The sequence below is a fragment of the Streptomyces sp. NPDC087422 genome (assembly GCF_044744145.1).
Taxonomy (GTDB): Bacteria; Actinomycetota; Actinomycetes; order Streptomycetales; family Streptomycetaceae; genus Actinacidiphila.
In genome coordinates, this window is sequence record NZ_JBIUXT010000006.1 from 563,116 (window position 1) to 586,406 (window position 23,291).

Annotated in this window: 19 protein-coding genes and 1 riboswitch; of the genes, 16 read left to right on the forward strand and 3 right to left on the reverse strand. The window is 72.6% G+C overall.

The features are described from left to right. Positions 1 to 51 precede the first annotated feature (51 nt). Positions 52 to 182, forward strand: a riboswitch (FMN riboswitch). Between the two features lie 149 nt (positions 183 to 331). The 10 genes from ribD to ACIO6U_RS22470 all read left to right on the forward strand — a co-directional run bounded on the left by ribD (position 332) and on the right by ACIO6U_RS22470 (position 9,276). Further along, the gene (gene ribD, locus ACIO6U_RS22425) at positions 332 to 1,459 is read left to right on the forward strand and encodes a bifunctional diaminohydroxyphosphoribosylaminopyrimidine deaminase/5-amino-6-(5-phosphoribosylamino)uracil reductase RibD (protein WP_401721572.1); all 1,128 of its coding nucleotides are present in this window, start codon (positions 332 to 334) and stop codon (positions 1,457 to 1,459) included. A 1-nt stretch (position 1,460) separates the two neighbouring features. Further along, positions 1,461 to 2,093, forward strand: a complete 633-nt coding sequence (locus tag ACIO6U_RS22430) for a riboflavin synthase (protein WP_355347085.1) — start codon at positions 1,461 to 1,463, stop codon at positions 2,091 to 2,093. Continuing rightward, positions 2,090 to 2,782, forward strand: a complete 693-nt coding sequence (locus ACIO6U_RS22435) for a nicotinamide riboside transporter PnuC (protein WP_188279813.1) — start codon at positions 2,090 to 2,092, stop codon at positions 2,780 to 2,782. Before ACIO6U_RS22430 ends, ACIO6U_RS22435 begins: the two co-directional genes overlap by 4 nt. Next, entirely contained in the window at positions 2,779 to 4,071 is a 1,293-nt protein-coding gene (locus tag ACIO6U_RS22440) for a bifunctional 3,4-dihydroxy-2-butanone-4-phosphate synthase/GTP cyclohydrolase II (protein WP_355347088.1), read from the forward strand. Before ACIO6U_RS22435 ends, ACIO6U_RS22440 begins: the two co-directional genes overlap by 4 nt. A 203-nt stretch (positions 4,072 to 4,274) precedes the next feature. Continuing rightward, positions 4,275 to 4,760, forward strand: coding sequence for a 6,7-dimethyl-8-ribityllumazine synthase (gene ribH, locus ACIO6U_RS22445; protein ID WP_188279812.1), 486 nt, complete (start codon positions 4,275 to 4,277; stop codon positions 4,758 to 4,760). Between the two features lie 34 nt (positions 4,761 to 4,794). Next, complete coding sequence (locus tag ACIO6U_RS22450) at positions 4,795 to 5,067, forward strand: phosphoribosyl-ATP diphosphatase (protein ID WP_188279811.1); 273 nt, start codon at positions 4,795 to 4,797, stop codon at positions 5,065 to 5,067. A 130-nt stretch (positions 5,068 to 5,197) separates the two neighbouring features. Beyond that, a complete protein-coding gene (hisG, locus tag ACIO6U_RS22455; protein WP_355347093.1) occupies positions 5,198 to 6,046 on the forward strand; it encodes an ATP phosphoribosyltransferase in 849 nt (282 codons plus the stop codon). Continuing rightward, entirely contained in the window at positions 6,043 to 6,540 is a 498-nt protein-coding gene (locus ACIO6U_RS22460) for a PH domain-containing protein (RefSeq protein WP_355347096.1), read from the forward strand. The genes hisG and ACIO6U_RS22460 overlap by 4 nt, the downstream gene beginning before the upstream one ends. Before the next feature lie 313 nt (positions 6,541 to 6,853). After that, positions 6,854 to 8,185 carry a hemolysin family protein gene (locus ACIO6U_RS22465; RefSeq protein ID WP_355347099.1) on the forward strand — a complete coding sequence of 444 codons (1,332 nt, stop codon included), beginning with the start codon at positions 6,854 to 6,856 and terminating at the stop codon, positions 8,183 to 8,185. Beyond that, positions 8,185 to 9,276 (forward strand): hemolysin family protein, encoded by a 1,092-nt coding sequence (locus tag ACIO6U_RS22470; RefSeq protein ID WP_355347102.1) that lies wholly within the window; start codon positions 8,185 to 8,187, stop codon positions 9,274 to 9,276. The genes ACIO6U_RS22465 and ACIO6U_RS22470 overlap by 1 nt, the downstream gene beginning before the upstream one ends. Positions 9,277 to 9,357: 81 nt before the next feature. On the opposite strand, the gene ACIO6U_RS22475 is transcribed toward ACIO6U_RS22470, so the two are convergent. Beyond that, positions 9,358 to 11,250: an AAA family ATPase gene (locus tag ACIO6U_RS22475; protein WP_391160744.1), complete on the reverse strand. Its 1,893-nt coding sequence runs from the start codon at positions 11,248 to 11,250 to the stop codon at positions 9,358 to 9,360. A 447-nt stretch (positions 11,251 to 11,697) separates the two neighbouring features. Further along, on the reverse strand, positions 11,698 to 12,297 hold the full coding sequence (locus ACIO6U_RS22480) for a uridine kinase (protein ID WP_401721580.1): 600 nt from the start codon (positions 12,295 to 12,297) through the stop codon (positions 11,698 to 11,700). Positions 12,298 to 12,418: 121 nt separating this feature from the next. On the opposite strand from ACIO6U_RS22480, the gene ACIO6U_RS22485 reads away from it, so the two are divergent. From ACIO6U_RS22485 to ACIO6U_RS22510, 6 genes are all read left to right on the forward strand, one after another. Then, positions 12,419 to 13,561 (forward strand): Xaa-Pro peptidase family protein, encoded by a 1,143-nt coding sequence (locus ACIO6U_RS22485; protein ID WP_355347111.1) that lies wholly within the window; start codon positions 12,419 to 12,421, stop codon positions 13,559 to 13,561. Between the two features lie 147 nt (positions 13,562 to 13,708). Next, a complete protein-coding gene (locus ACIO6U_RS22490) occupies positions 13,709 to 15,118 on the forward strand; it encodes a C39 family peptidase (protein ID WP_391050620.1) in 1,410 nt (469 codons plus the stop codon). 267 nt (positions 15,119 to 15,385) lie between these two features. Continuing rightward, entirely contained in the window at positions 15,386 to 16,636 is a 1,251-nt protein-coding gene (locus ACIO6U_RS22495) for a carbohydrate-binding protein (RefSeq protein ID WP_355347117.1), read from the forward strand. Between the two features lie 353 nt (positions 16,637 to 16,989). Further along, a complete protein-coding gene (locus ACIO6U_RS22500; RefSeq protein ID WP_391050623.1) occupies positions 16,990 to 17,805 on the forward strand; it encodes an SAM-dependent methyltransferase in 816 nt (271 codons plus the stop codon). Then, a complete protein-coding gene (locus ACIO6U_RS22505; RefSeq protein ID WP_401721584.1) occupies positions 17,802 to 19,991 on the forward strand; it encodes a putative bifunctional diguanylate cyclase/phosphodiesterase in 2,190 nt (729 codons plus the stop codon). Before ACIO6U_RS22500 ends, ACIO6U_RS22505 begins: the two co-directional genes overlap by 4 nt. Before the next feature lie 152 nt (positions 19,992 to 20,143). Further along, entirely contained in the window at positions 20,144 to 21,400 is a 1,257-nt protein-coding gene (locus ACIO6U_RS22510; protein WP_391161368.1) for an SLC13 family permease, read from the forward strand. A 15-nt stretch (positions 21,401 to 21,415) separates the two neighbouring features. Here ACIO6U_RS22510 and ACIO6U_RS22515 read toward each other — a convergent pair whose 3' ends face one another. Continuing rightward, positions 21,416 to 23,089 carry a serine/threonine-protein kinase gene (locus ACIO6U_RS22515; protein ID WP_401721587.1) on the reverse strand — a complete coding sequence of 558 codons (1,674 nt, stop codon included), beginning with the start codon at positions 23,087 to 23,089 and terminating at the stop codon, positions 21,416 to 21,418. Between the last annotated feature and the right edge of the window lie 202 nt (positions 23,090 to 23,291).

Consider the following 23,291-nt stretch of genomic DNA (forward strand, 5'->3'; position numbering starts at 1 on the left):
CCTGGAGGCCGCGGGGGTGTGCGTGGCACACTGGTGCCGTACCAGTGACGTTTGCGCACTCCGGGGTCGGTGTAATTCCGAACCGGCGGTTACAGTCCGCGACCCGTCCGCAGCCAGCGGCCGGTTGACCAGGTGAAATTCCTGGACCGACGGTGAAAGTCCGGATGGGAGGCAGTGCGCGGCGGGCGTTCACTCGGGTACGCCGCCGTCAGCGGCCCCGCGCGCACAGCGCGAGCGGTCCGCGGCCGTCACCGGCGTACGCGATGGTTCGGTTTCCCCGCTCAGCATCCCAACGCCCCGGAGTCCGTGCCCGAAGAGGCAGGAGGACCCGGTGGCCACCGCCACGGAAACCGACGCGATGCGACGCGCTGTCGCGCTGTCGGCCCGCGCGCTCGGAGACACCGCCCCCAACCCGGTCGTCGGCTGCGTGATCCTCGACGCCGAGGGCGCCCGGGTCGGCGAGGGCTGGCACCAGCGGGCCGGCGGCCCGCACGCGGAAGTGCACGCGCTGTTCGCGGCCGGTGAGCGGGCCAGGGGCGGCACCGCCCTGGTGACGCTCGAACCCTGTAACCACACCGGCCGTACCGGCCCCTGCGCCCAGGCGCTCATCGAGGCCGGGATCGTCCGCGTGGTCTACGCGGTCGCCGACCCCAACCCGTCGGCCTCCGGCGGCGCCGCCACCCTGCGCGCGGCGGGCGTCGAGGTCGAGGGCGGACTCCTGCGGGACGAGGCGGAGGCGGTCAACGTCGCCTGGCTCACCTCGGTCCGCCTCGGCCGCCCGTACGTGCGCTGGAAGTACGCCGCCACCCTCGACGGCCGGATCGCCGCGGCCGACGGTTCGAGCCGCTGGATCAGCTCCGCCGAGTCCCGCGCCGACGTGCACCGGCTGCGCGCGGAGTCCGACGCCGTCGTGGTCGGCTCCGGCACCCTGCGGGCCGACGACCCCCATCTGGCCGTACGCGGTATCGACGGGGTGACCCAGCCGCTGCGCGTCGTGCTCGACACCCGGGCCCGTACCACCGCCGACGCCCGCGTGCTGGACGACGCGGCGCCGACCCTCATCGCCGTCGGCGAGGACGCCGACACCTCCCACCTGCCGGGCGTCGACACCGTACGCCTGCCGTATGCCAGGACCGAGGACGGTACGGAGGGCGGCGGCGTCGACGTGGCCGCGCTCCTGGCCGCACTGCACACGCGCGGGGTGCGCTCGGTACTGCTGGAGGGCGGGCCGACGCTGGCCGGGGCGTTCGTCGCCGCCGGAGCCGTCGACGCGGTCACCGCGTACCTGGCGCCCGCGCTGCTCGGCGCCGGGCCCAACGCGCTCGGCGACGCAGGAATCACCACCATCGCGCAGACGTTGCGGCTCGACGTGACCGATGTCGCCCGCCTCGGGCCCGACGTGCGCGTCACGGCCGTACCGGCCGTGTCCCACTCCTCCCACTCTCCTCAGGAGCGCTGAAGTGTTCACCGGAATCGTCGAAGAACTGGGTGAGATCACCGGCGTCGAGGACCTGGGCGACGCCAGCCGCTTCCGGGTCCGCGGACCCGTCGTGACCGAAGGCGCCAAACACGGCGACTCCATCGCCGTCAACGGCGTCTGCCTGACCGTGGTCGACTTCGGCGAGGACGACTTCACCGCCGACGTGATGGCCGAGACGCTGAACCGCTCCAGCCTCGGCGCGCTCGGCCCCGGCTCGCGGGTCAACCTGGAGCGCCCGATGGCACTGGGCGGGCGGCTCGGCGGCCACCTCGTCCAGGGCCATGTGGACGGCACCGGCGAGGTCGTCGAGCGCAAGCCCGCCGAGCACTGGGAGATCGTCAAGATCTCGCTCCCCGACGACCTGTCCCGCTATGTGGTCGAGAAGGGTTCCATCACCGTCGACGGCATCAGCCTGACCGTGGTGGAGGCGGGCGCCGACTTCTTCACCGTCAGCCTCATCCCGACCACCCTCGCGCTGACCACGCTCGGCCTCAAGCAGCCCGGCGACCCGGTCAACCTCGAAGTGGACGTCATCGCCAAGTACGTCGAGCGGATGCTGGGCGAGCGCGCGGCCGTCACCGGGCAGGATCCGGAACCGGAGGCCGTGAAGTGAGCGCCCTGCACTGGCTGAACAGCGAGGCGTTCACCGCCTTCGACCAGCACGTGATGTGGTCGGACATGATCGGCAATCTGCTCGGTCTCGGCGCGCTGGCGCTGGGCTGGCGGCGCGCGATGCTCACCTGGCCGGTCCAACTGCTCTCCGGTGCCGTGCTGGTGGCCGCCTTCTGGGCCGCGCACCTCGGCGGCGGCGTCGGCAAGCAGTTCGTGGTGATCACCGTCGCCGTGTGGGGCTGGTACCAGTGGCGGCGCGGCCGGGACGGCAGCGGACGGCTCGCGGTCCGCTTCGCCACCTGGCGCGAGCGCGCGGTGCTCGTCGTCGCCACCGGGCTCGGCACCGTGGCCGTCGCCTCGCTCTTCCTCGCCTACCCGTCGCTGTCCTGGAACCCGTGGCCCGACGCGTACATCTTCGTCGGGACGCTGGCGGCGATGGTCGCCCAGGCCCGCGGCTGGGTCGAGTTCTGGTTCGCCTGGCTCGCGGTCGACGCCGTCGGCGTACCGCTCAACTTCCACAGCGGGCTGCCGTTCTCGGGCCTGGTCTACATCATCTACTTCTTCCTGGTGATCGTCGGGATGTACGCCTGGTGGCAGCAGACCAGGGCCGCCGCGGCCACCACCGCTTCCGACGCAGCCGCTTCCGACTCCACCTCGCAGAACACCGTTCCGGAGGGAGTGACGGCATGAACGCCGTGACCGCACTGCACAACGACTGGTACGAGGACGGTGACCTGGTGCTCGACCCGGTCGAACAGGCCATCGCCGACATCGCCGCGGGCCGCCCGGTCGTGGTGGTGGACGACGAGGACCGGGAGAACGAGGGCGACCTCATCGTGGCCGCGCAGAAGGTCACGCCCGAGATCGTCGCCTTCATGATGACCGAGTGCCGCGGGCTGATCTGCGTACCGCTGGAGGCCCCCGACCTCGACCGGCTCGACCTGCCGCAGATGGTCGACGCCAACACCGAGTCGATGCGCACCGCCTTCACCGTCACGGTCGACGCGAGCGCCGAGCACGGCGTCACCACCGGCATCTCGGCCGCCGACCGGGCCGCCACGATACGGCTGCTGGCCGACCCCGCCTCGCGGGCCACCGACTTCGTCCGGCCGGGACACGTCTTCCCGCTGCGCGCCAGGCCCGGCGGCGTCCTGGTCCGCAACGGCCACACCGAGGCGGGCGTGGACCTGGCCCGGCTCGCGGGGCTGCACCCGGCCGCCGCCATCGTGGAGATCGCCCGCGAGGACGGCACGATGGCCCGGCTGCCCGAACTGGTGCCCTTCGCCCGCAAGCACGGCCTGTCGATCATCTCCATCGAGGACCTGATCGCGTACCGCCGCTCGTCGGAGCCCACCGTCCGCCGCGAGGCCGAGACCACGCTGCCCACCGCCTTCGGCGACTTCCGCGCCTTCGGGTACCGCTCCACCACTGACGGCGTCGAGCACATCGCGCTGGTCGCGGGCGACATCGGCGACGGCACCGACGTCCTGGTCCGGGTGCACTCCGAGTGCCTGACCGGTGACGTCTTCGGCTCGCAGCGCTGCGACTGCGGCCCGCAGCTCCAGACCGCGCTGCGCAAGGTCGCCGAGGAGGGCCGGGGCGTGGTGCTGTACCTGCGCGGCCACGAGGGCCGGGGCATCGGCCTGATGTCCAAGCTGCGCGCGTACGAACTCCAGGAGCGCGGCCGGGACACCCTGGACGCCAACCTCGAACTCGGCCTGCCCGCCGACGCACGCGACTACGGCGCCGCCGCGCAGATCCTCACCGACCTCGGGGTCGGCTCGCTGCGGCTGATGACCAACAACCCCGCCAAGACCGGCGCGTTGGTCCGGCACGGCCTCGACGTCCTCGGCAGGGAACCCATGCCGGTCGCCGCCGGGGAGCACAATCTGCGCTATCTGCGGACCAAGCGGGACCGGATGGGTCACGACCTGCCGTGGCTCGACGCGGGCCAGAGCACCACCTGCGCCAACCAGTAGCCCGGCCGGGCCGGCGGGACCGCGCGCCCGAAGCGCGTCCCGAACGCCTCCCGACTATGTTCCGAGCACGTCCTGAGCATGTCCTGACCACGTCCTGACCACGTCCTGATACGGACGATTGCCATGAGACACCTGATGGCCTTGATACGGGCGATCAGCTTGATACAACCGGCACGACAGCACATCGAGCACCGAGGAGAGAAGTGAGCGGTAAGGGCGCCCCCGAGCTGACCGTGAAGAACTGCGGCGACCTGCGTGTGGCCGTGATCGCGGCGCAGTGGCACACCCAGGTGATGGACGGCCTGGTCGACGGGGCGATGCGCGCCCTGCACGACCTCGGCATCGACGAGCCGACGCTGCTGCGCGTGCCCGGCAGCTTCGAACTGCCCGTGGTCGCCAAGGTGCTGGCCGGCCGCGGCTACGACGCGATCGTGGCGCTCGGCGTCATCATCCGCGGCGGCACCCCGCACTTCGAGTACGTCTCCCACGGCGTCACCGCCGGGCTGACCCAGGTCGCCGTGGACAGCGGCGTGCCCGTCGGCTTCGGCGTCCTCACCTGCGACACCGAGGAGCAGGCGCTCGACCGCGCCGGACTGCCGGGCTCGAATGAGGACAAGGGGCACGAAGCGGTCACCGCGGCCGTCGCCACGGCCACCATCCTGCGCTCGGTCTCCGAACCCTGGCGCTGAGCAGGCGGCGGTTCCCCGTAGGCTAGGGCCCACCATGGCCAACAAGACATTCGAGCAGCTCTTCACCGAGTTGCGGCACAAGGCCGCCACCGGCGACCCCAGCACGTCCCGCACCGCCGAGCTGGTGGGCAAGGGCGTGCACGCGATCGGCAAGAAGGTGGTCGAAGAGGCCGCCGAGGTGTGGATGGCCGCCGAGTACGAGGGCGCCGACGCCACCGCCGAGGAAATCTCCCAACTGCTGTACCACGTTCAGGTGATGATGGTCGCCCGGGGTATCTCCCTCGACGACGTCTACGCCCATCTCTGAGCGCGTACGCGACCCGTACGCGCTCAGAGACAGCCGGCCACCACCCCTGCCACCCGTACCGCTGTCACCCGTACCGCTCCACAGCCCTGCCCACGAGCCGAGACTCTCTTCAGAGAAGGAAACCGTCCTCATGCTGCGCATCGCCGTCCCCAACAAGGGCTCATTGTCCGGACCCGCGGCGGCCATGCTCCATGAGGCCGGTTACCGGCAGCGCAAGGAGTCCAAGGAGCTCGTGCTGGTCGACCGGGACAACGAGGTGGAGTTCTTCTACCTGCGCCCGCGCGACATCGCGATCTACGTCAGCACCGGCCGCCTCGACATCGGCATCACCGGCCGGGACCTGCTGCTGGACTCCGGCGCGGTCGCCGAGGAGATCCTCCAGCTCGGCTTCGCCCGATCCACCTTCCGCTACGCCGCCGAGCCCGGCACCGCCGACACCGTCCAGGACCTCAACGGCAAGACGGTGGCGACCTCGTACGAGGTCGTCGTCGAGAAGCACCTCGCGGACAACGGCATCGAGGCGTCCGTCGTCCACCTCGACGGCGCCGTCGAGACCGCCATCCAGCTCGGTGTCGCGCACGCCATCGCCGACGTGGTGGAGACCGGCACCTCGCTGCGGAACGCCGGGCTCGAAGCCTTCGGCGAACCCATCATGGAGTCCGAGGCCGTGGTGATCCGGCGCACCGGGGCCGACCCGGACGAGCCCAAGGTCCGGCAGTTCCTGCGCCGCCTCCAGGGCGTCCTGGTCGCCAGGCGCTACGTGATGATGGACTACGACATCCGCGTCGAGCAGGTCGAGAAGGCCGTCGCCCTCACCCCGGGCCTGGAGTCGCCGACCGTCTCCCCGCTGCACCACGAGGGCTGGGTCGCGGTCCGCGCCATGGTCCCGACCAGCGACGCCCAGCGGATCATGGACGAGCTGTATGACCTGGGCGCCCGCGCGATCCTGACCACCGGCATCCACGCCGCGCGGCTGTGACCGGCGCCGAGGACCGTACGCGGGCGGCGCTCGACGGGCTGCCGCGTACCTTCCGCCCCGTCGTCACCCGCGTGGTGCTGCTGTCCCTGGGCGCCGCGCTGGTGGTGGCGCTCACCGTCGTCGCGCTGATGATGCCGCACGACGGCGCCGGGCCCTGGAGCACCGGCGACCGGATCACCGTGATCATGATGGGCGTGCTGATCGCCGCGGTGCTCGCGCTGCTCAGCCGCCCCAAGGTGACCGTGACGGCCGACGGCGTGACCGTGGTGAATCTCACGGTGAAGCGGCGGCTGGCGTGGGCCGAGGTGGTGCGGGTCAATCTGCGGCCGGGCGACGCCTGGGTCCATCTCGACCTCGCCGACGGCACGACGCTGCCCGTGATGGGCATCCAGCCCGGTATCGCCAAGGAGCAGGCGCTGCACGACGCCAGGCTGCTGCGCTCGCTGGTGGAGACGCTGGGTGAGGCGCAGGGCACGACGTCCGCCGGCCACTGAGCGCGCGGCGGTGCGCGCCGCCCCACGCGTCCGCGGGCGCTCCGTCCACGGACCGGGCCGCGATCCGTCCGTGACCTTTCCGCGAACCCGTCCGCGAACCCGTCCGTGAACCCGGCCCCCGCCGTCCTTCGCGGGCGCGGCACCAATGGCTACTCTGGGGGACGAACGGCGCCCACCGCGCTTGCCCCGCACCCCTGGAGCACCGCCCGCGGGGCCCCGACCAACCAAGGAGTGACACTCACACCCCGATGGACGAACCGTCCGGTAGTACCTGCGCCGCCCCTCCCTCCCGGGAATCCGGAGCGGCGGCCTCATGAGCACCTCACTGCTGCTGCTCGCGGCAGCCCTCGTCCTGATCCTTGCCAACGGCTTCTTCGTCGCCGCCGAATTCGGCCTGGTGACCGTGGAGCGCCCCGCGGCCGAACGCGCCGCCGCGGCCGGTGACCGCCGGGCCCGCAGTGTCGTGGCCGCCCTGCGCAAACTCTCCTTCCAGCTCTCCGGCACCCAGCTCGGCATCACCATCACCTCGCTGGTCGTCGGCATGCTGGCGGAACCCGCACTCGCCGACCTGCTGACCGGCCCGCTGACCTCGGCCGGCGTCCCGGACGGCGCCGCCCCCGGCGTCGCCGTCGTCGTCGGCATGATGGTCGCCTCCGCCGTCCAGATGGTGATCGGCGAACTCGTCCCCAAGAACTGGGCGGTCTCCCGCCCGCTGGCCGTCGCCCGTGTGGTGGCCGGACCGCAGCGCGCCTTCTCGCGGGTCTTCCGGCCCGTCATCGAGGTGCTGAACACCGCCGCCAACCGGCTGGTGCGGCTGGTCGGCGTCGAGCCCGCCGACGAGCTGGCGTCCGCCCGCACCCCCACGGAACTGGTCTCCCTGGCCCGGCACTCGGCGCTCGCCGGGACGCTGGAGCAGGACACCGCCGACCTCTTCGTGCGCACCCTGTCGCTCGGCGACCTCATCGCGGAGAACGTGATGACGCCCCGCGTCCGGGTCAGCGCGCTGGAGGACACCGCCACCGCCGCCGACGTGCTCAATCTGACCAGGGCCACCGGCCTGTCCCGCTTCCCGGTCTACCGGGAGCGGCTGGACGACATCATCGGCATGGTCCACCTCAAGGACGCCCTCGCCGTCCCCGCCGAGCGGCGCGACCGCGTCCCCGCGGGGACCATCGCGGTCGCCCCGCTGCTCGTCCCGGAGACCCTGCCGGGCCAGCAGCTCCTGGAGCTGCTGCGCAGCCAGCAGCCGATCGCCGTGGTCGTCGACGAGTACGGCGGCACCGCCGGGGTCGTCACGCTGGAGGACATCGTCGAGGAACTGGTCGGCGAGGTGCGCGACGAGCACGACGCCGCCGACCTGCCCGAACTGGCGCAGGTCCCGGCCGCCGAGGCCGACGGTCCCGCCTGGGACGCCGACGGAAGCTGCCGGATCGACACCCTGGCCAGAATCGGCCTGCTCGCCCCCGAGGGACCCTACGAGACGGTGGCCGGCCTCGTCGCCGACCTGCTCACCCGGATCCCCGAACCGGGCGACGAGGCCGAACTGCCCGGCTGGCGGCTGCTGGTCCGCGAGGTCACCCACCACCGGGCCGAACGCGTACGGATCGTGCGTACGGATCGCGTGGCGGGGGAGGCGACCTCGTGATGAGCGCTCTCCAACTCCTGTTCGCCGTCCTGCTGGTGCTCGGCAACGGCTTCTTCGTCGGCGCGGAATTCGCCCTGGTCTCGGTCCGCCGCAGCCAGATCGAACCGCTCGCCGCCGAACAGCGCAGGGCCCGTACCGTGCTGTACGGCCTCGAACACCTCCCGCAGATGATGGCCGCCGCCCAGTTCGGCATCACCGTCTGCTCGTTGACCCTCGGCGCGGTCGCGGAACCGACCGTCGCGCACCTGCTGGAACCGATCTTCGAGGCGGTGCGCGTCCCCGAGGACTTCGTGCACCCGATCGGATACGTCCTGGCTCTGGCCGTCGTGGTCTTCCTGCACCTGGTGATCGGCGAGATGGTGCCGAAGAACCTGGCGATGGCCGCGCCGGAGAAGACCGCGCTGTGGCTGAGCCCGGGTCTGGTCGGCTTCGCCAGGGTGTTCCGCCCGGTGATCTCGGTGCTCGGCACCTGCTCCCGGCTGATCCTGCGGGCCTTCGGCGTGGAGCCCAAGGACGAGGTCGACTCCGTGTTCACCAGCGCGCAGCTGACCGTGCTGGTCGAGGACGCCCGGCAGGCCGGGCTGCTCGACATCGACGAGCAGGAACGCCTGGAGGACGCGCTGGAGCTGGGCACCCGCCCGGTCACCGAAGTGCTGCTCACCCCGGCGGAGTTGATCACCCTCGACCCGGCCGCCACCCCGCGGCAGGTCGAGGAGCTGACGGTGCGCACCGGGTACTCGCGGTTCCCGATCGCGGGCGCGGGCGCGGACTTCCTCGGCTACCTCCACGTCAAGGACGTCCTCGACGTGGACGACCTCGACCGGCCCGTGCCGCAGCGGCTCTGGCGGCCGATCACCACCCTGCGGGCCGACCTGCCGCTGGACGACGCGCTCACCGCGATGCGGCGCGCCGCCTCGCACCTGGCCGCCGTCGCCGACGCCTCGGGGCGGGTCCTCGGCCTGGTCGCGCTGGAGGACGTCCTCGAAATGCTCGTCGGCGAGGTGAAGGACCCCGCCCACCGCGCGCCTTCCCCCGCCCGGGAGGTGCCCGTCCCGCACGCCGCGGAGGATTCCGGCGAACTGGTCCGGTAGGCGGTGCCCGGAAGGGGCGTGCGAAGCCGCTGAACACGCGGTCCGCACGCCCCTTCCGGATCTCGTCCCCGCGGCCCGGTACTACTCGACCGGGTCGGTCGGGGTCGCTCCGGGCCCGCGCCCGGAGAGGACTTCGCCGTACGCCTGCATGAGATCGGGCAGGCGCAGGGTGGACAATTCGTCGCGGCTCGGTGAGGCCGGGTACTCGGACAGCCGCAGGTCCCGGTAGGCGCAGCTCTTCTCGTACAGGGTGCGCAGCAGCCGTCCGTTGCCCAACTCGTCGATCCAGCCCTGGTCCACCACGTGGCCCGCGATGGCCTTCAGCTCCTCCAGCGCCTCCTCGTCCCAGCGGTCGCCGTTCTCCGCGGCGAGGACTTCACCGATCCGGGTGAGTTCCAGCGGCCGGTAGCTGGGGAAGTCGACGCGGGTGGTGAAGCGGGAGCTGAGTCCGGGGTTGGCGGCCAGCAGCCGGTCCATCCCCTCGGGGTAACCCGCGAGGATGACCACGAGCCGGTCGCGGTTGTCCTCGGCGCGCTTGAGCAGCACCTGAAGCGCCTCGTCGCCGTACGCGTCGCCCTTGCTGTAGCCGGAGTTGGACAGCGCGTACGCCTCGTCCACGAAGAGCACGCCGCCGAGCGCGGAGTCGATCAGCTCATTGGCCTTCACCGCGGTCTGGCCGAGGAACTCGCCGACCAGATCGGAGCGTTGGGCCTCCACCAGGTGGTCGCCGCCGAGCAGTCCGAGCGCGTAGAAGACCCGGCCGAGGATGCGGGCGACGGTGGTCTTGCCGGTGCCGGAGGGCCCGGAGAAGACGAAGTGCCGTTTCGGCGGCTGCACCGGCAGGCCCTGCCCGGCCCGCAGCCGGGCCATCCGCAACTGCGCGGACAGCGCCTTGACCTGGCGCTTGACCGGCTCCAGACCGACCATCCTGTCCAGCTCCGCCAGCGCCTGGGTGAGCAGCACCGGGTCGGAGCCGCCCATCGGGACCTGCACCGGCAGCGACCCGCCGAGCGGGGCGGCGGACCGGTCGCGTACGTCGTCGTCCAGCGGGCCCGCGGCCAGCAGCGACTCGTCGGGCTCCGGCCCCGGACCGCGGCCCTCGCCGGGGTCGGCCAGCAGCGCGGATTCCATGTCGGCGCCGCCCTCCGGCATCGCCTGCCCGGTCCCGGCCAGCGATACGGCCGCCAGCCCCACGCCCTCGTCGAGGCCGTCGTCGGTCTCGTGGATCGCGGCCAGCCGGGCGGAGGTGTCCATGAAGGCGGGATCGACGCGGTGCACCGCCCGGTAGAGCGGCACGGCCGCCGCCGTACGCCCGGTGCCCTCGTACGCGCGGGCCAGCCAGTAGCGCAACTCTTTGCGCTGCGGCTGCTCGCTGCGACAGCGCATCAAGGCGGCGGCCAGCAGCGGCTCGGCCTGGCCGCACATCTCCAGCCTGACCCTGGCCATGCCGCCGAACAGCCCGGCCTCGATGCCGAGTACGGGATCGCCCAGCAGCGGCTCGGTGTGCCGGACCAGCCGCTCCCAGTCCTTGACGAGATAGGCGCGGCAGGCGTGCAGGAAGCGGACCTGCGGATCGGTGTCGACCGGCGGGCAGTCCGCCAGGGCCCGGTCCAGCTCGGCGACATGGCGGCCGTCCAGCCAGTGCGAGGCGTGCGCCAGCAGCAGGTCACGGCTGGTCTCCAGCACCGGCTGCACCCACCAGCCCAGCCAGTACCAGGAGTTGAGCGTCCTGCGGTGGGCGGCCCGCTGCTCGCCGAAGCGGTCGCGGTGCCGGTACATCTGGAGCAGCGCGGTGGCGGTGTCGGCGCGCAGCGCGTGCAGCCCGAGCCAGGCGTCCGCCATGCCGGGGTCGATCCGGACCGCGGTCCTGAACTCCTCCTCGGCCTGGACGTAGGCGCCCATCGTGTACGCGTCGACGCCGCGCAGCCAGGCGAGATCGGCCGGGGCGCCCGGACGCTCGGTGCCGAAGTCCATCAAGTCCCCACCAATCGTTCCCCCGCGCCGCACTGTCGCCCGCTGTCCCAACCCGTGCGCACCGGGCGGGAGTTGGGACAGGCGACAGTCCACCCCCGGCTGCCGGTCCGCCCTTTTCGCATCGTACCCGCGATGTCCCGCGGGCCGTAGGGTGCCGTGACCTGCGGGACAGCGGGAATCCGCGCGAGCGCGGGGAACTCGGCCCCGACGTACGGCCGTCGGGCGGTGACCGTGAGTGAGAAAAACCGGCTCTCGACGGGCCGATTCCGGCCCGGAGACAGGGCAGAGCCCCCGGTCACGGGGGAACAACCGGGGGCTCCGCGTCTTGTCAACGGCCGTCTCCGGCCGCTTGTTGAAAACGTAAGTGCTGGATACCCGGCCGGTCAAGCGGTGTTGACGGACGTGTGCCCGGCGGCGGGGGAGTGGCGGCGGGCTGCCGCCGAGCCGTCACTCCCGGTGATCGCGGGCGGGGTTCGGGACGGCCCGGCAGCCGCCGGCGTCGTCGGTCTGGCGCACCAGAAGGTCGGCGAAGGGGCGGGACGGATCGGCGGCGAAATGCGCGTCCTCCGCGCGAGTCCAGCCGGTCCAAAAATGCGCCAGTTCCGGTCCGTCGCGCAGCAGTCCGCGCTGCCGCGCGGTCGCCGGGGGCACCTCCAGCCACAGCAGCAACGCCAGATACGGGCGCAGCGCTTGCCGCCCGCTGCCGACGCCGTCCAGCAGCACGACCGGCGCGGCCGGGATCTCCCGCTCGCCCGCGAAACGGCGCGCCGTCCAGTCGTACACCTGGTGCCGGGCGGCCCTTCCCTCGCTCAGTGGCGTCAGCACCTGTTCGACCAGGCGGCCGGTCCACTCGAACGGCTCCTCGTGCGTGGCCAGGTCGTCCAGATGGACGACGGGCGCGCCGCCCAGCTCCGCCGCCAGCCGCCCGGCCAGCGTGCTCTTGCCCGAGCCCGCGTGCCCGTCCACGGCGATCAGCCGCGTCCGCCCGCAGGACGGCTCCGCCCCGTCGAGCAGCCGCCCCAGCTCCCGTACCGTCAGTCCGTTCACCCCCCGACCTTACGGCGGGCCCCGCCCGGCGGCCGGCGCGCCGTCGCGTGGCCGGGGGCTCGGGGCCGCTGACCCGCCACCGCTGCACGCGCCGCCGGGGGCGCCCCGGTACGGTGCGAAGGTGACCCACTCCGAGAGCGGCGGCGCAGCCGCATCCGTGCTGTACACCTCCGAGCGCCTGGCGAGGGCGCGTGCCGAGGCCGAAACGGCGGGCGTCCAGGCCCTGCTGGTGGCGCCCGGCGCGGACCTGCGCTACCTCACCGGGTATCAGGCGCTGCCGCTGGAGCGGCTGACATGCCTGGTGGTGCCGGTGGAGGGCGAGCCCTTCCTGGTGGTGCCGCGACTGGAGAAGCCCGCCGCGCAGGCGTCGCCCGCCGGCGGGCTCGGCATCGAGATCGTCGGCTTCGACGAGACCGACGACGCGTACGCGCTGATCGCCCGGCGGCTGCCCGCCGCGGTGGCCCGCTTCGCCGTCGACAACCACATGTGGGCGGAGAAGCTGCTCGCCTTCCGGGCCGCGCTCCCGGACGCCGAGGCCGTCCTCGCCGGTGACGTGCTGGCGGAGCTGCGGATGCGCAAGACCCCGGCGGAGATCGCGGCGCTGCGCCGCGCGGGCGCGGCGATCGACCGGGTGCACCGCAGGATCGGCGAGTGGCTGGTGCCCGGCCGCACCGAGCGCGAGGTCGCCAAGGACATCGCGGACGCCATCATCGAGGCGGGCCACGAGCGGGTCGACTTCGTGATCGTCGGCTCGGGGCCGAACGGCGCGAGCCCGCACCACGAGGTGTCCGACCGCGTGATCAGGGCGGGCGACCCGGTGGTGATCGACATCGGCGGCACGACCGCGGAGGGCTACTGCTCGGACTCCACCCGCACCTACGCCGTGGGAGAGCCGCCCGCCGCCTTCCGTGAGCTGTACGACGTGCTGCTGCGCGCCCAGACCGCGCAGACCGCGGCGGTCCGGCCCGGTGTCACCGCGGAGGAACTGGACGCCGTCGGCCGGGACATCATCACCGACGCGGGCTACGGCGAGCACTTCATCCACCGCACCGGACACGGCATCGGCCTGGACACCCACGAGGAGCCGTACATCGTGGCGGGCAGCAAACGCCCCCTCGAGCCGGGAATGGCGTTCTCCGTGGAACCGGGCATCTATCTGCCCGACACCTTCGGCGCCCGCATCGAGGATATTGCCGTCTGTACGGAAAGCGGTGGCGAGCGGCTCAATCTGACAGGGCGTGACCTGGTGGTTCTTCCCTGTTGAGCGCCAGTGGTCCAGTCCAATATTGTTCCCGGCGCGCGGCCGGAAACCCTGGTGGAAACCGCCGGTGAACGACGATAGTTGGGGCCACCTGTCATGCACTCGTAGGAGCGGGCAGGAATTCCCGATCACATCGAGGGGAACACCGCCATGACCAGACCCGCGCCCCGGCGTGCCGTACTGACCGCCGCGCTCGCGGCGGCCGCGGCCACCGCGACCGCGTCCGCGCAGTCCGCCTCCGCCGCCCCGGCCACCGCCTCCGGCGCGGCCGTTCCCGACGCCGCGCGACACCAGGCAGGCGGCGGCACGCCCGACGCCGCCCCCGTCGACTACCACGGCTGGACCTCGCTGCCCGACTGGCTGTTCGGCACCCACCGCGGCACGCTGCCGCTGCCGGGCCGCCGGCCCGGCGTGGTCATCGGCCGCGCCACCGGCACGCTCGACTACACCGACCCGCACACCGGCACCACCGCGACATGGGAGTCGGCCACCTGGACCTCGCCGGTCCGCCGGGTGCCGCACCCCGCGAGCGAGCTGATCGCGTCCTGGAACGCGCACACCCCCGCGGGCACCTGGATCCAGATCGAACTGCTCGGCACCTACACCGACGGCACCGCGACCCCGGCGTACGTCATGGGCCGGTGGACCGCGGGCGACGGCCCCGAGGACATCCGCCGCACCTCGGTGGACGACCAGACCGACGGCAAGAGCAGCATCTGGACCGACACCTTCTCCATCGACGACACCACCGCCGGGCCGCTGCTGGCCTCGTACCGGCTGCGGCTGACGCTCTTCCGCAAGCCCGGCAGCCGCGCCACGCCCACCGTGTGGCGGCTCGGCGCGATGGCGTCCAACATCCCGGACCGCTTCACCGTCCCGGCGTCGGTGCCGGGCGTGGCCAAGGGCGTCGAACTCCCGGTGCCGCGCTACTCGCAGAACATCCACAAGGGCGAGTACCCGGAGTACGACAACGGCGGCGAGGCCTGGTGCAGCCCGACCTCCTCGACGATGGTCATCGAGTACTGGGGCCGCGGCCCCACGGCCGCCGACCTGGCCTGGGTGAACCCGGCCTACGCCGACCCCCAGGTCGACCAGGGCGCCCGCTACACGTACGACTACCAGTACGAGGGCTGCGGCAACTGGCCCTTCAACGCGGCCTACGCGGCCACGTACAAGGACCTCCAGGGGGTCATCACCCGGCTGCGCTCGCTCGACGACATCGAGCGGCTGATCAAGGCCGGTATCCCCGTCATCACCTCGCAGTCCTTCCTCGCCACCGAACTGGACGGCGCGGGATACGGCACCTCGGGCCACCTGATGTGCATCGCGGGCTTCACCGCGGACGGCGACGTCGTCGCCAACGACCCGGCCAGTTCCAGTGACGACGCGGTGCGCAACATCTACAAGCGCGCCCAGTTCGAAACCATCTGGCTCAGGACCAAGCGGATCAACGCCACCGGCGGCGTCAGCGGCGGCACCGGCGGTGTCGCCTACGTCTACTTCCCGGCGCAGCCGAGCCCCGGCCAGCGCCGCGCGCTGGCGGCGGTCGGCATCGTCTGACGTCCGTCCGTCCGTCCGGTCGTCTCCGGTCGTCTGTCCGACCGGCCGAGCGGCCGTTTCCGGCCCGGCCCCGCTCCTCGTACGCGAGGGGCGGGGCCGGGTGCGTGCGGGGTGCGTGCGGGGGTGGACAGGCCGTCGCACGTGGGGAATTGGACTCGAAGTGGTAGAGACCAATTCGTGGTTTAGTCCAAAGGTCTGGACCAACTATTGACGGGTTCGCGTCACCGCAGGATTCTGTCTGCCACGTTCCCCCACAGGAGGCTAGACGTGAACCGTCTCAAAGCAATCGGCTCGGGCGTGGCCGCCGTCGCCCTGGCCGTGGCCGGGCTCGGTACCGTTGCCGCTCTCGGCCCAAGTCAGGCCAGCGGAGCCACGGTCTCGACGAACGCCCTGACCAACAACTGGTACGCCGCCGCCCCGTATCTGATGCCCAACGACAACAACCCGCCGAGCGCGACCGCCATCATGGACGCGACCGGCCTGAAGGCGTTCCAGCTCGCCTTCATCCTCGCCCCCAACGGCGGTGGGTGCAGCCCCACATGGGACGGGACCAGTGCGGTGTCCTCCGACACCGCGGTGGCGAACGTGATCTCCGCGATCCGGGCCAAGGGCGGAGACGTGTCCGTCTCCATCGGCGGCTACGGCGGCACCAAGCTCGGCCAGGCGTGTTCCGACGCCGCGTCCACGGCCGCCGCGTACCAGCAGGTCATCACCAAGTACCAGCTCAAGGCGATGGACTTCGACCTGGAGGAGCCGGAGTACGAGAACACCGCGGCCGTGGCGCGCGAGATCGGCGCGGCCAAGATCCTCCAGCAGAACAACCCCGGCCTGTTCATCTCGGTGACCACGGCGGGCACCGCGGCGGGCACCGGCTGGTTCGGCCAGCAGATGCTCAACGAGGCCAAGTCGCAGGGCTTCACCCCCAACAACTTCTCGATCATGCCCTTCGATGGCGGCTTCAACGGGGCGGCGTCGCAGACCAGCGCGCTCACCGCCTTCAACGGCCTGCTGAAGACCACCTTCGGCTGGGACACCGCCACCGCGTACGCCCACGAGGGCTTCTCCGGCATGAACGGCCGCAGCGACACCGGCGAGTTCTTCTACCAGGCCGACTTCCAGACCGTGCTGGACTACGCGACCAGCCACGGCATGGGCCGCTTCACCTTCTGGTCGCTCAACCGCGACCGCCAGTGCAGCCCGCCGGACAACAACGGCAGCACCTCGGGCACGTGCAGCAGCGTGGCGCAGAACTCCTGGGACTTCGCCAAGTACTCGGTGAAATTCGCGGGCGCCACGCCTCCCACCAACCCGCCCACGACGCCGCCGACCACACCGCCGACCACCCCGCCCGGCGGCGGCACCTGCACGGTCGCCCAGTGGGCCGCCTCCGCCGTCTACGTCGGCGGCAACGAGGTGGCGCACAACGGGCACAAGTGGAAGGCCAAGTGGTGGACCACCAACGAGGAGCCCGGCACCACCGGTGAGTGGGGCGTGTGGCAGGACGAGGGCACCTGCTGACCGGCCGCCGACCGCGACCGTCCGACGTTCCGGGGCGGCGACCGCACAGGCCGCCGAACCGCTGTCGGTCGAACTGGTCTGAACTGGTCTGAGGCTGTCCGAAAATCTATCGCGGGTCCGCGGCCGTCACCGGCAGCGGACCCGCGCTGGTGTGTGCGCGAGTCCGCATCTGCGCGTTTTCGCATATGCACATGCTGGTGGTTGTTGACCGAAAACGGACCCTGGATCTCCGGTCGCGTGTTTCACTCCGAACACGTGATCAGTAGCCTCACAGGGTAGACAGGTGCGCGCCCGTCGGCCGAAACACCGTGTGCGACGCGCCCGTTGAGCCCGATGACCTGGAGACAGCAACCGTGACCGACCGTCCTTCCTGGGCCCCGCAGGGCATCGACCTGACGGTGCCCAGCGTGTCCCGGATCTACGACTACTTCCTCGGTGGCTCGCACAACTTCGAGGTGGACCGGGAGGCGGCGCGGCTGGCCATGCGGGCCATGCCGGGGGCGCCCAAGATCGGCCAGGCCAACCGGGCGGTCATGCACCGCGCCGTGCGCTTCGCGATGGACCGCGGCATCGACCAGTTCCTCGACATCGGCTCCGGCATCCCCACCTTCGGCAATGTGCACGAGGTGGTGCAGCGGGCCAACCCCGACGCCCACGTGGTGTACGTCGACAACGACCCGGTCGCCGTCGCCCACAGCCGCGCCGTCCTGGAGGGCAACGACAAGGCGACCATCGCCGCCGCCGACCTCCGCGACCCCGGCTCGGTGCTGGACAACCCCGAGACCAAGCGGCTGCTGGACTTCGACCGCCCCATGGGCCTGCTGCTCGTCGCCGTCCTGCACTTCCTGTCCGACGCCGACCATCCCAACGAGGTCGTCGCCGCGCTGCGCGACGCGCTGGCCCCCGGCAGCGTCCTGGTCGTCACCCACGCCACCCTCCAGTTCGGCCCCGTCCCCTCCGGACAGCGCGGCGTCCAGGCCGTCTACCAGCGCACCGCCACCCCGCTGATCATGCGCACCAAAGAAGAGGTGGAACGCTTCTTCGACGGCTTCGAACTCGTCGAGCCCGGCGTCGTCCCGCTGCCGCACTGGCGCCCCGAGGCCCCGCTCAGCGACGACGACGACCCCGCCGTACTCCACGGTCTCGCCGGTGTGGGGCTGAAAGCGTGACCGCGCTCCCGGCCGCGGCCGGAAACGAGGGCGCGCACGCGCCCGACGCACGCCCCGGCGACAATCTGCGCAGATTCGCCGCCATTTGGGCACGCGCCATCTACCCGGTGACGGTCACCTCGATGACCCGCGCCGAGTTCGAGGACCACCTGGTGCCGCTCACCCGTGTGCTGAGCGACACCCTCAGGGGCCGCCCGTTCGACCCCCGCCCGGCCGCCGAGGTCGGCACCGCCCTGGTCGCCGCGCACTGCACCGACCCCGAGGCGCTGCCCAGCATCCTCGGGGTCATCGACGCCTACCTCGTCCTGTACTGCCCGCCGGGCCCCGGCCTCGACACCGACGACTGCCGGGCCCGCTGCTCACGCCTCCAGCACGCGGTCGCCGTCGGCTTCTCGCGGGCCCTGCGCGAACGCACTCTGCGCGAGCAGGAGTCCATCATCCGCGCCGCCCTGGACGCCCAGCGCGACGCCGAAGGCGCCCTGGCCGCCAGCGAGGCCCGCTTCCGCGCCGTCTTCGAGGGCGCCGCCCTCGGCATCGGCATCGCCGACCTCGACGGGGAAGTCCTCGAGGTCAACGACGCGATGACCCGGATGTTCGGCAGCGAATCCCTGACCATGCGCCGCAATGTCACCGAGTGGGTCCACACGGACGACGGCACCGGCACCGGCACCCGCCGGCTCAACGGCGAGCTGGTACGCGGCGAACGCGACACGTACGACGTCGAGCGCGCCTACCAGCGGGTCGACGGCACCATCTTGTGGGCCAACGTCCGGGCGTCCCTGCTGCGCGACGCCACCGGCCGCCCGCAGTACCAGCTCGCGCTCGTCGAGGACGTCACGGAACGGCGCGGACTGCTGCGCCGACTGCGCCACCAGGCGACCCACGACGCGCTCACCGGACTGCCCAACCGCGCCCTGTTCTTCGAACGCCTCGACGCCGCGCTCGACGCCGACCCCGCCAACGGCACCAGCCGCATCGGCGTCTGCTACCTCGACCTCGACGGGTTCAAGGCCGTCAACGACAGCCTCGGCCACGCGGTGGGCGACCAGCTCCTCGTCGCCGTCGCCGAACGCCTCCAGTCCTGCGTCACCTCGCCCGACCAGCTCGTCGCCAGGATCGGCGGCGACGAATTCGTCGCCCTCTACACCGACCCGCCGAGCCTCGCCGCCGTCACCGCGCTCGCCGAACGCATCCTGGACGCGCTGTCCGCCCCCGTCCTGCTCGACGGCCGCGAACTGCCCGTCCACGGCAGCATCGGCATCGTCCACGGCCCCGTCGAGTCCCGGATCGCCGCCGACGTCCTGCGCAGCGCCGACATCACGATGTACCGCGCCAAGGAACAGGGCGGCAACCGGTACGAGGTCGCCGACCCGGTCGCCGACGCCCGCGCCATCACCCGGCACGGCCTGACCAACCAGCTCCCGAGCGCCCTGGAACACGACGAGTTCTTCATCGAGTACCAGCCCCTCGTCGGCCTCGACGACGGCGCCGTGCACGGCGCCGAAGCGCTGGTGCGCTGGTGCCACCCCACCCACGGCATACTCGGGCCCGACCAGTTCATCCCGCTCGCCGAGAGCACGGGACACATCGTCGGCCTCGGCCGCTGGGTCCTGGAGCGGGCCGCCCGCCAGGCGTACGCCTGGCAGAGCGAGCACATCGGCGGCGGTCCGCCGCCACGGGTCAACGTCAACCTCTCACCGATCCAGCTGCACCACCCCGAGCTGGTCCAGGAGGTCTCCCGCGTCCTGGAGGACACCGGCCTCGACCCCGCCTCGCTCTGCCTCGAGGTCACAGAGAGCGCTCTGATCGGCGCCGACGAGGACACCCTCAAGCCCCTGCGGCAGATAGTCGACCTCGGCGTCTCCATCGCCCTCGACGACTTCGGCACCGGCTACTCCAACCTGTCCTCCCTGCGCTGGCTCCCCGTCAGCGTCCTCAAGCTCGACCGCTCCTTCACCCGCGGCATGCGCGGCCACGCCGCCGACCCCGTCGACCTCAAGATCGTCGGCGGCATCGTCTCCCTCGCCCACGCCCTCAACCTGACCGTCACCGTCGAGGGCGTCGAGACCCGCACCCAGGCCGACCATCTGCGCGCCCTCGGCTGCGACACCGGCCAGGGCTGGTACTACGCCCGCCCCGGCCCGCCGGAACGGCTCCACACCCTGTCGCTGGCCGACGCCAGCTAGCCGCCCGGTCCGCCGTCACGGCTCCGCCAGCGCGCGGGGCCGTGAGAAACGACGCACTTGAGTGCGTCGGGCGGGCGTCGGGGCGGAGCCGCGCGGCCCACGTGGTGGAATCAGGCGGTACGCGAGCCCGTGGTCCGTCCGAGGAGAGCCCCCTGAACACCGCCGTCGCGGAGACGATCTCCGCCCTCGCTCTCCTGCTGGTCCTCGGCTTCGCCGTCCTGCGCCCGCGCGGCTGGCCCGAGGCGGTGGCCGCGGTGCCCGCCGCGGGACTGCTCATCGGCATCGGGGCGGTGACGCCGTCCGCCGCCTGGCACGAGACCAGGGAACTGCTGCCGGTCGTCGGCTTCCTGGCGGCCGTGCTCGTCCTGGCGGAACTGTGCGCCGACGACGGTCTGTTCACAGCGGCGGGCGACGCGGTCGCGCGGGCCTGCCGGGGCGAGCCCAAGCGGCTGCTGGCCGGGGTGTTCGTCGTGGCCGCGCTGGTCACGGCGGTGCTCAGCCTGGACGCGACCGTCGTCCTGCTCACCCCGGTGATCATCGCGACGGCCGCGCGGGCGGGCGCCAAGGCGCGCCCGCACCTGTACGCGACCGCGCACCTGGCCAACTCCGCCTCCCTGCTCCTGCCGGTCTCCAACCTCACCAATCTGCTGGCCTTCACGGCCGCCGGCGTGTCCTTCACCCGCTTCGCGCTCCTGATGACCCTGCCGTGGCTGCTGTCCGTCGGCATCGAATACGCCGTCTTCCGCCGCTACTTCGCCGCCGACCTCGCCGTCCGCGAGCACCCGCCGGAGCAGGGCGAGCCGCCGGCCGTACCGGTGTTCACGCTGGTCGTCCTCGGCCTGACCCTGGCCGGCTTCGCGGTCACCTCGCTCGGCGGCCTCAACCCCGCCTGGGCGGCGCTCGCGGGCGCGCTGGTCCTGGGCGTACGGGCGCTGCGCCGCCGCCGGGCGACGGTCCGCGGCCTGGTCGCGGCGGCCGGGCCGCTGTTCTGCCTGTTCGTGCTCGCCCTCGGCGTCGTGGTGAAGGCCGTGGTCGACAACGGCCTGTCCGACGCCGCCGACCGGGTGCTGCCGCACGGCAGCGGCCTGCTCGCGCTGCTCGGGACCGCCGCGTTCGCCGCCGTCCTGGCCAATCTGATCAACAACCTGCCCGCCGTGCTCGCACTGCTCCCGCTGGCCGCCGCGGGCGGCCCCGGCCCCGTGCTCGCCGTGCTCATCGGCGTCAACCTCGGCCCCAACCTCACCTACGCGGGCTCGCTCGCCACCCTGCTGTGGCGGCGCGTGCTGCGCGACCACGGCACCGACTCCGACCTGGGCACCTTCACCCGGCTCGGGCTGCTCACGGTGCCGCCGACGCTCATCGCCTCCACGGTCGCGCTCTGGGCGGGCCTGCGGCTCACCGGAACCTGACCGGCGCCTTCCCCGTCAGCTCCGCTTGGTGAGCGTGCTCGGGGCGCCCTCGGCCTGCGGCCCCGCCTCGATCCGCAGGGTGCGCGCGTCCGTCATGGAGACGGAGTACTCATGCCCTGTCAGACAGGTCAGCGACGAGTCGGGGTCCGTGGGCTCGGCGGCGGTGACCCGCAAGGTCATGGTGTTCCCCCGGACCTGCGCCAGCGACAGCGCCTCCGTACAGCCCCGCTCCGCCCCCGTGCCCGCCTCGGGGATGTTGCTGACGTCCTGGCCGACGGCCTCGCCGCGCGCCCCCGCGTGCAGGGTGAGCGTGACGGTGAACCGGTCGCTGCGCGGCTGGCCGCCGCTGCCGCTCGGATTGCCGGGCCCCGTACCGACCCAGGTGCCGACCCACGAGGCGGGCAGCGCGTCGGCGGGCGCGGAGGTGTGGGTGCTCGTGCTCGGGCCGGGATTCCCGTTGTTGTCGTCGCCGGAGCCGCGCTGCTGGTCGAGGATCACGCCGACCACCACGCACAGGGCCAGCACGCCCGCGACGACCAGTCCGACGCGGGCACCGCGGCCCATCCCCGGCGCGCGGCGCGCGGCACCCCACGGCGCGGGCTGCGGCCCGGAGTACGGCCCGGTGGGCCGGACGGGGCCCGACACGGGCGACGGTGTACGCGGCGGCGCGTACGCGGCGTGCGGGGGAGCGGGTGTCTGGCCTCCGGAGCCGGGGCCGCGGCCGGGCGCGGTCAGCGGCGCCGTGGGGGAGTACGGCGACGGCCCCACGGCGGCCGTCGGGTCCGCCAGCAGCGTGCGGACCCGCGCTTCTCGGCCGCGCAGCTCGTCGGTGAGGCCGGGCGGCGGGACCTCGTGCCACACGCCCGTACGGTGCCCCGCCTCCCGCAGCAGCCCCAGCGCCTCCTCGGCGGTCGGCCGGTCGGCCGGTTCCTTGGCGAGGCACGCGTGGACCAGCGGCGCCACCGCGTCGGGCAGCCCGGTGAGGTCGCCGTCCTCGTGCACGATCCGGTACATCAGCGCGGGCGTCGACGGCTCCTCGCCCGGCCGGTTGAACGGGCCGTGCCCGGTCCCCGCGTAGACCAGTACGGCCGCCAGCGCGAACAGGTCGCCGGGCTCGGCGGACGCGCCCGCGGTCGCCTGCTCGGGCGCCATGTAGCCGGGGGAGCCGATCACCCCGCCGGTCCTGGTGTGCCGGGAGTCCTCCGCGGCCCGCGCGATGCCGAAGTCGATCAGCAGCGGCCGGTCAGGGCCGAGCAGTACGTTCGACGGCTTCACGTCGCGGTGCGCGAGACCCACCGCGTGCACCGACCGCAGCGCCTCGCAGAGTTCGGCGGCCAGCGACGCCAGGGCCGGTTCCGGCAGCGGGCCGTGCGCCGAGACCCACTCGGCCAGTGAGGGCGCCGCCACGTACTCCGTCGCCAGCCACGGGGGGCGGGTGCCGGGCGGGCTGTAGTCCACCACCGCCACCGTCCACGGCGAACGCACCCGGTCCGCGTGGCGGATCTCCCGCGCGAACCGTTCCCCGAAGCCGGGGTCGAGCCCGAACTCGGACCGTACGGTCTTCAGCGCCAGTGCCCTCCCGGCGGGGGTGCGCGCCAGATAGACCTGTCCCATGCCGCCCGCGCCGAGCCGCGCGAACAGCGGGTATCCGCCGACTGTGCGCGGATCCGTGGCGTCCAAGCTCTCCATGGGCAGCAGCGTAGGGCCGCTTGCGGCCCCGTGGGAGCGTGATCGTACTCATCCGCGTCCGTCGCCGTACTCACCTGTCACTCCAGTCGTGTCTTGCTTCTTTTCCCGCCCGCCCGCCCACCCGTGCGGGTGCTTTGTCGTCTGCGGGTGCCGCTTGTGCCTGGTCGGTGCCGGTCCGGGGCACCTCCTCGAAATGCGGCTA

Coding starts and splice junctions, on each gene's coding strand:
- ACIO6U_RS22440 (WP_355347088.1), top strand. CDS start 2,779: ATGAACGCCGTGACCGCACTGCACAACGACTGGTACGAGGACGGTGAC.
- ACIO6U_RS22450 (WP_188279811.1), top strand. CDS start 4,795: ATGGCCAACAAGACATTCGAGCAGCTCTTCACCGAGTTGCGGCACAAG.
- hisG (WP_355347093.1), top strand. CDS start 5,198: ATGCTGCGCATCGCCGTCCCCAACAAGGGCTCATTGTCCGGACCCGCG.
- ACIO6U_RS22465 (WP_355347099.1), top strand. CDS start 6,854: ATGAGCACCTCACTGCTGCTGCTCGCGGCAGCCCTCGTCCTGATCCTT.
- ACIO6U_RS22470 (WP_355347102.1), top strand. CDS start 8,185: ATGAGCGCTCTCCAACTCCTGTTCGCCGTCCTGCTGGTGCTCGGCAAC.
- ACIO6U_RS22475 (WP_391160744.1), bottom strand. CDS start 11,250: ATGGACTTCGGCACCGAGCGTCCGGGCGCCCCGGCCGATCTCGCCTGG.
- ACIO6U_RS22490 (WP_391050620.1), top strand. CDS start 13,709: ATGACCAGACCCGCGCCCCGGCGTGCCGTACTGACCGCCGCGCTCGCG.
- ACIO6U_RS22515 (WP_401721587.1), bottom strand. CDS start 23,089: ATGGAGAGCTTGGACGCCACGGATCCGCGCACAGTCGGCGGATACCCG.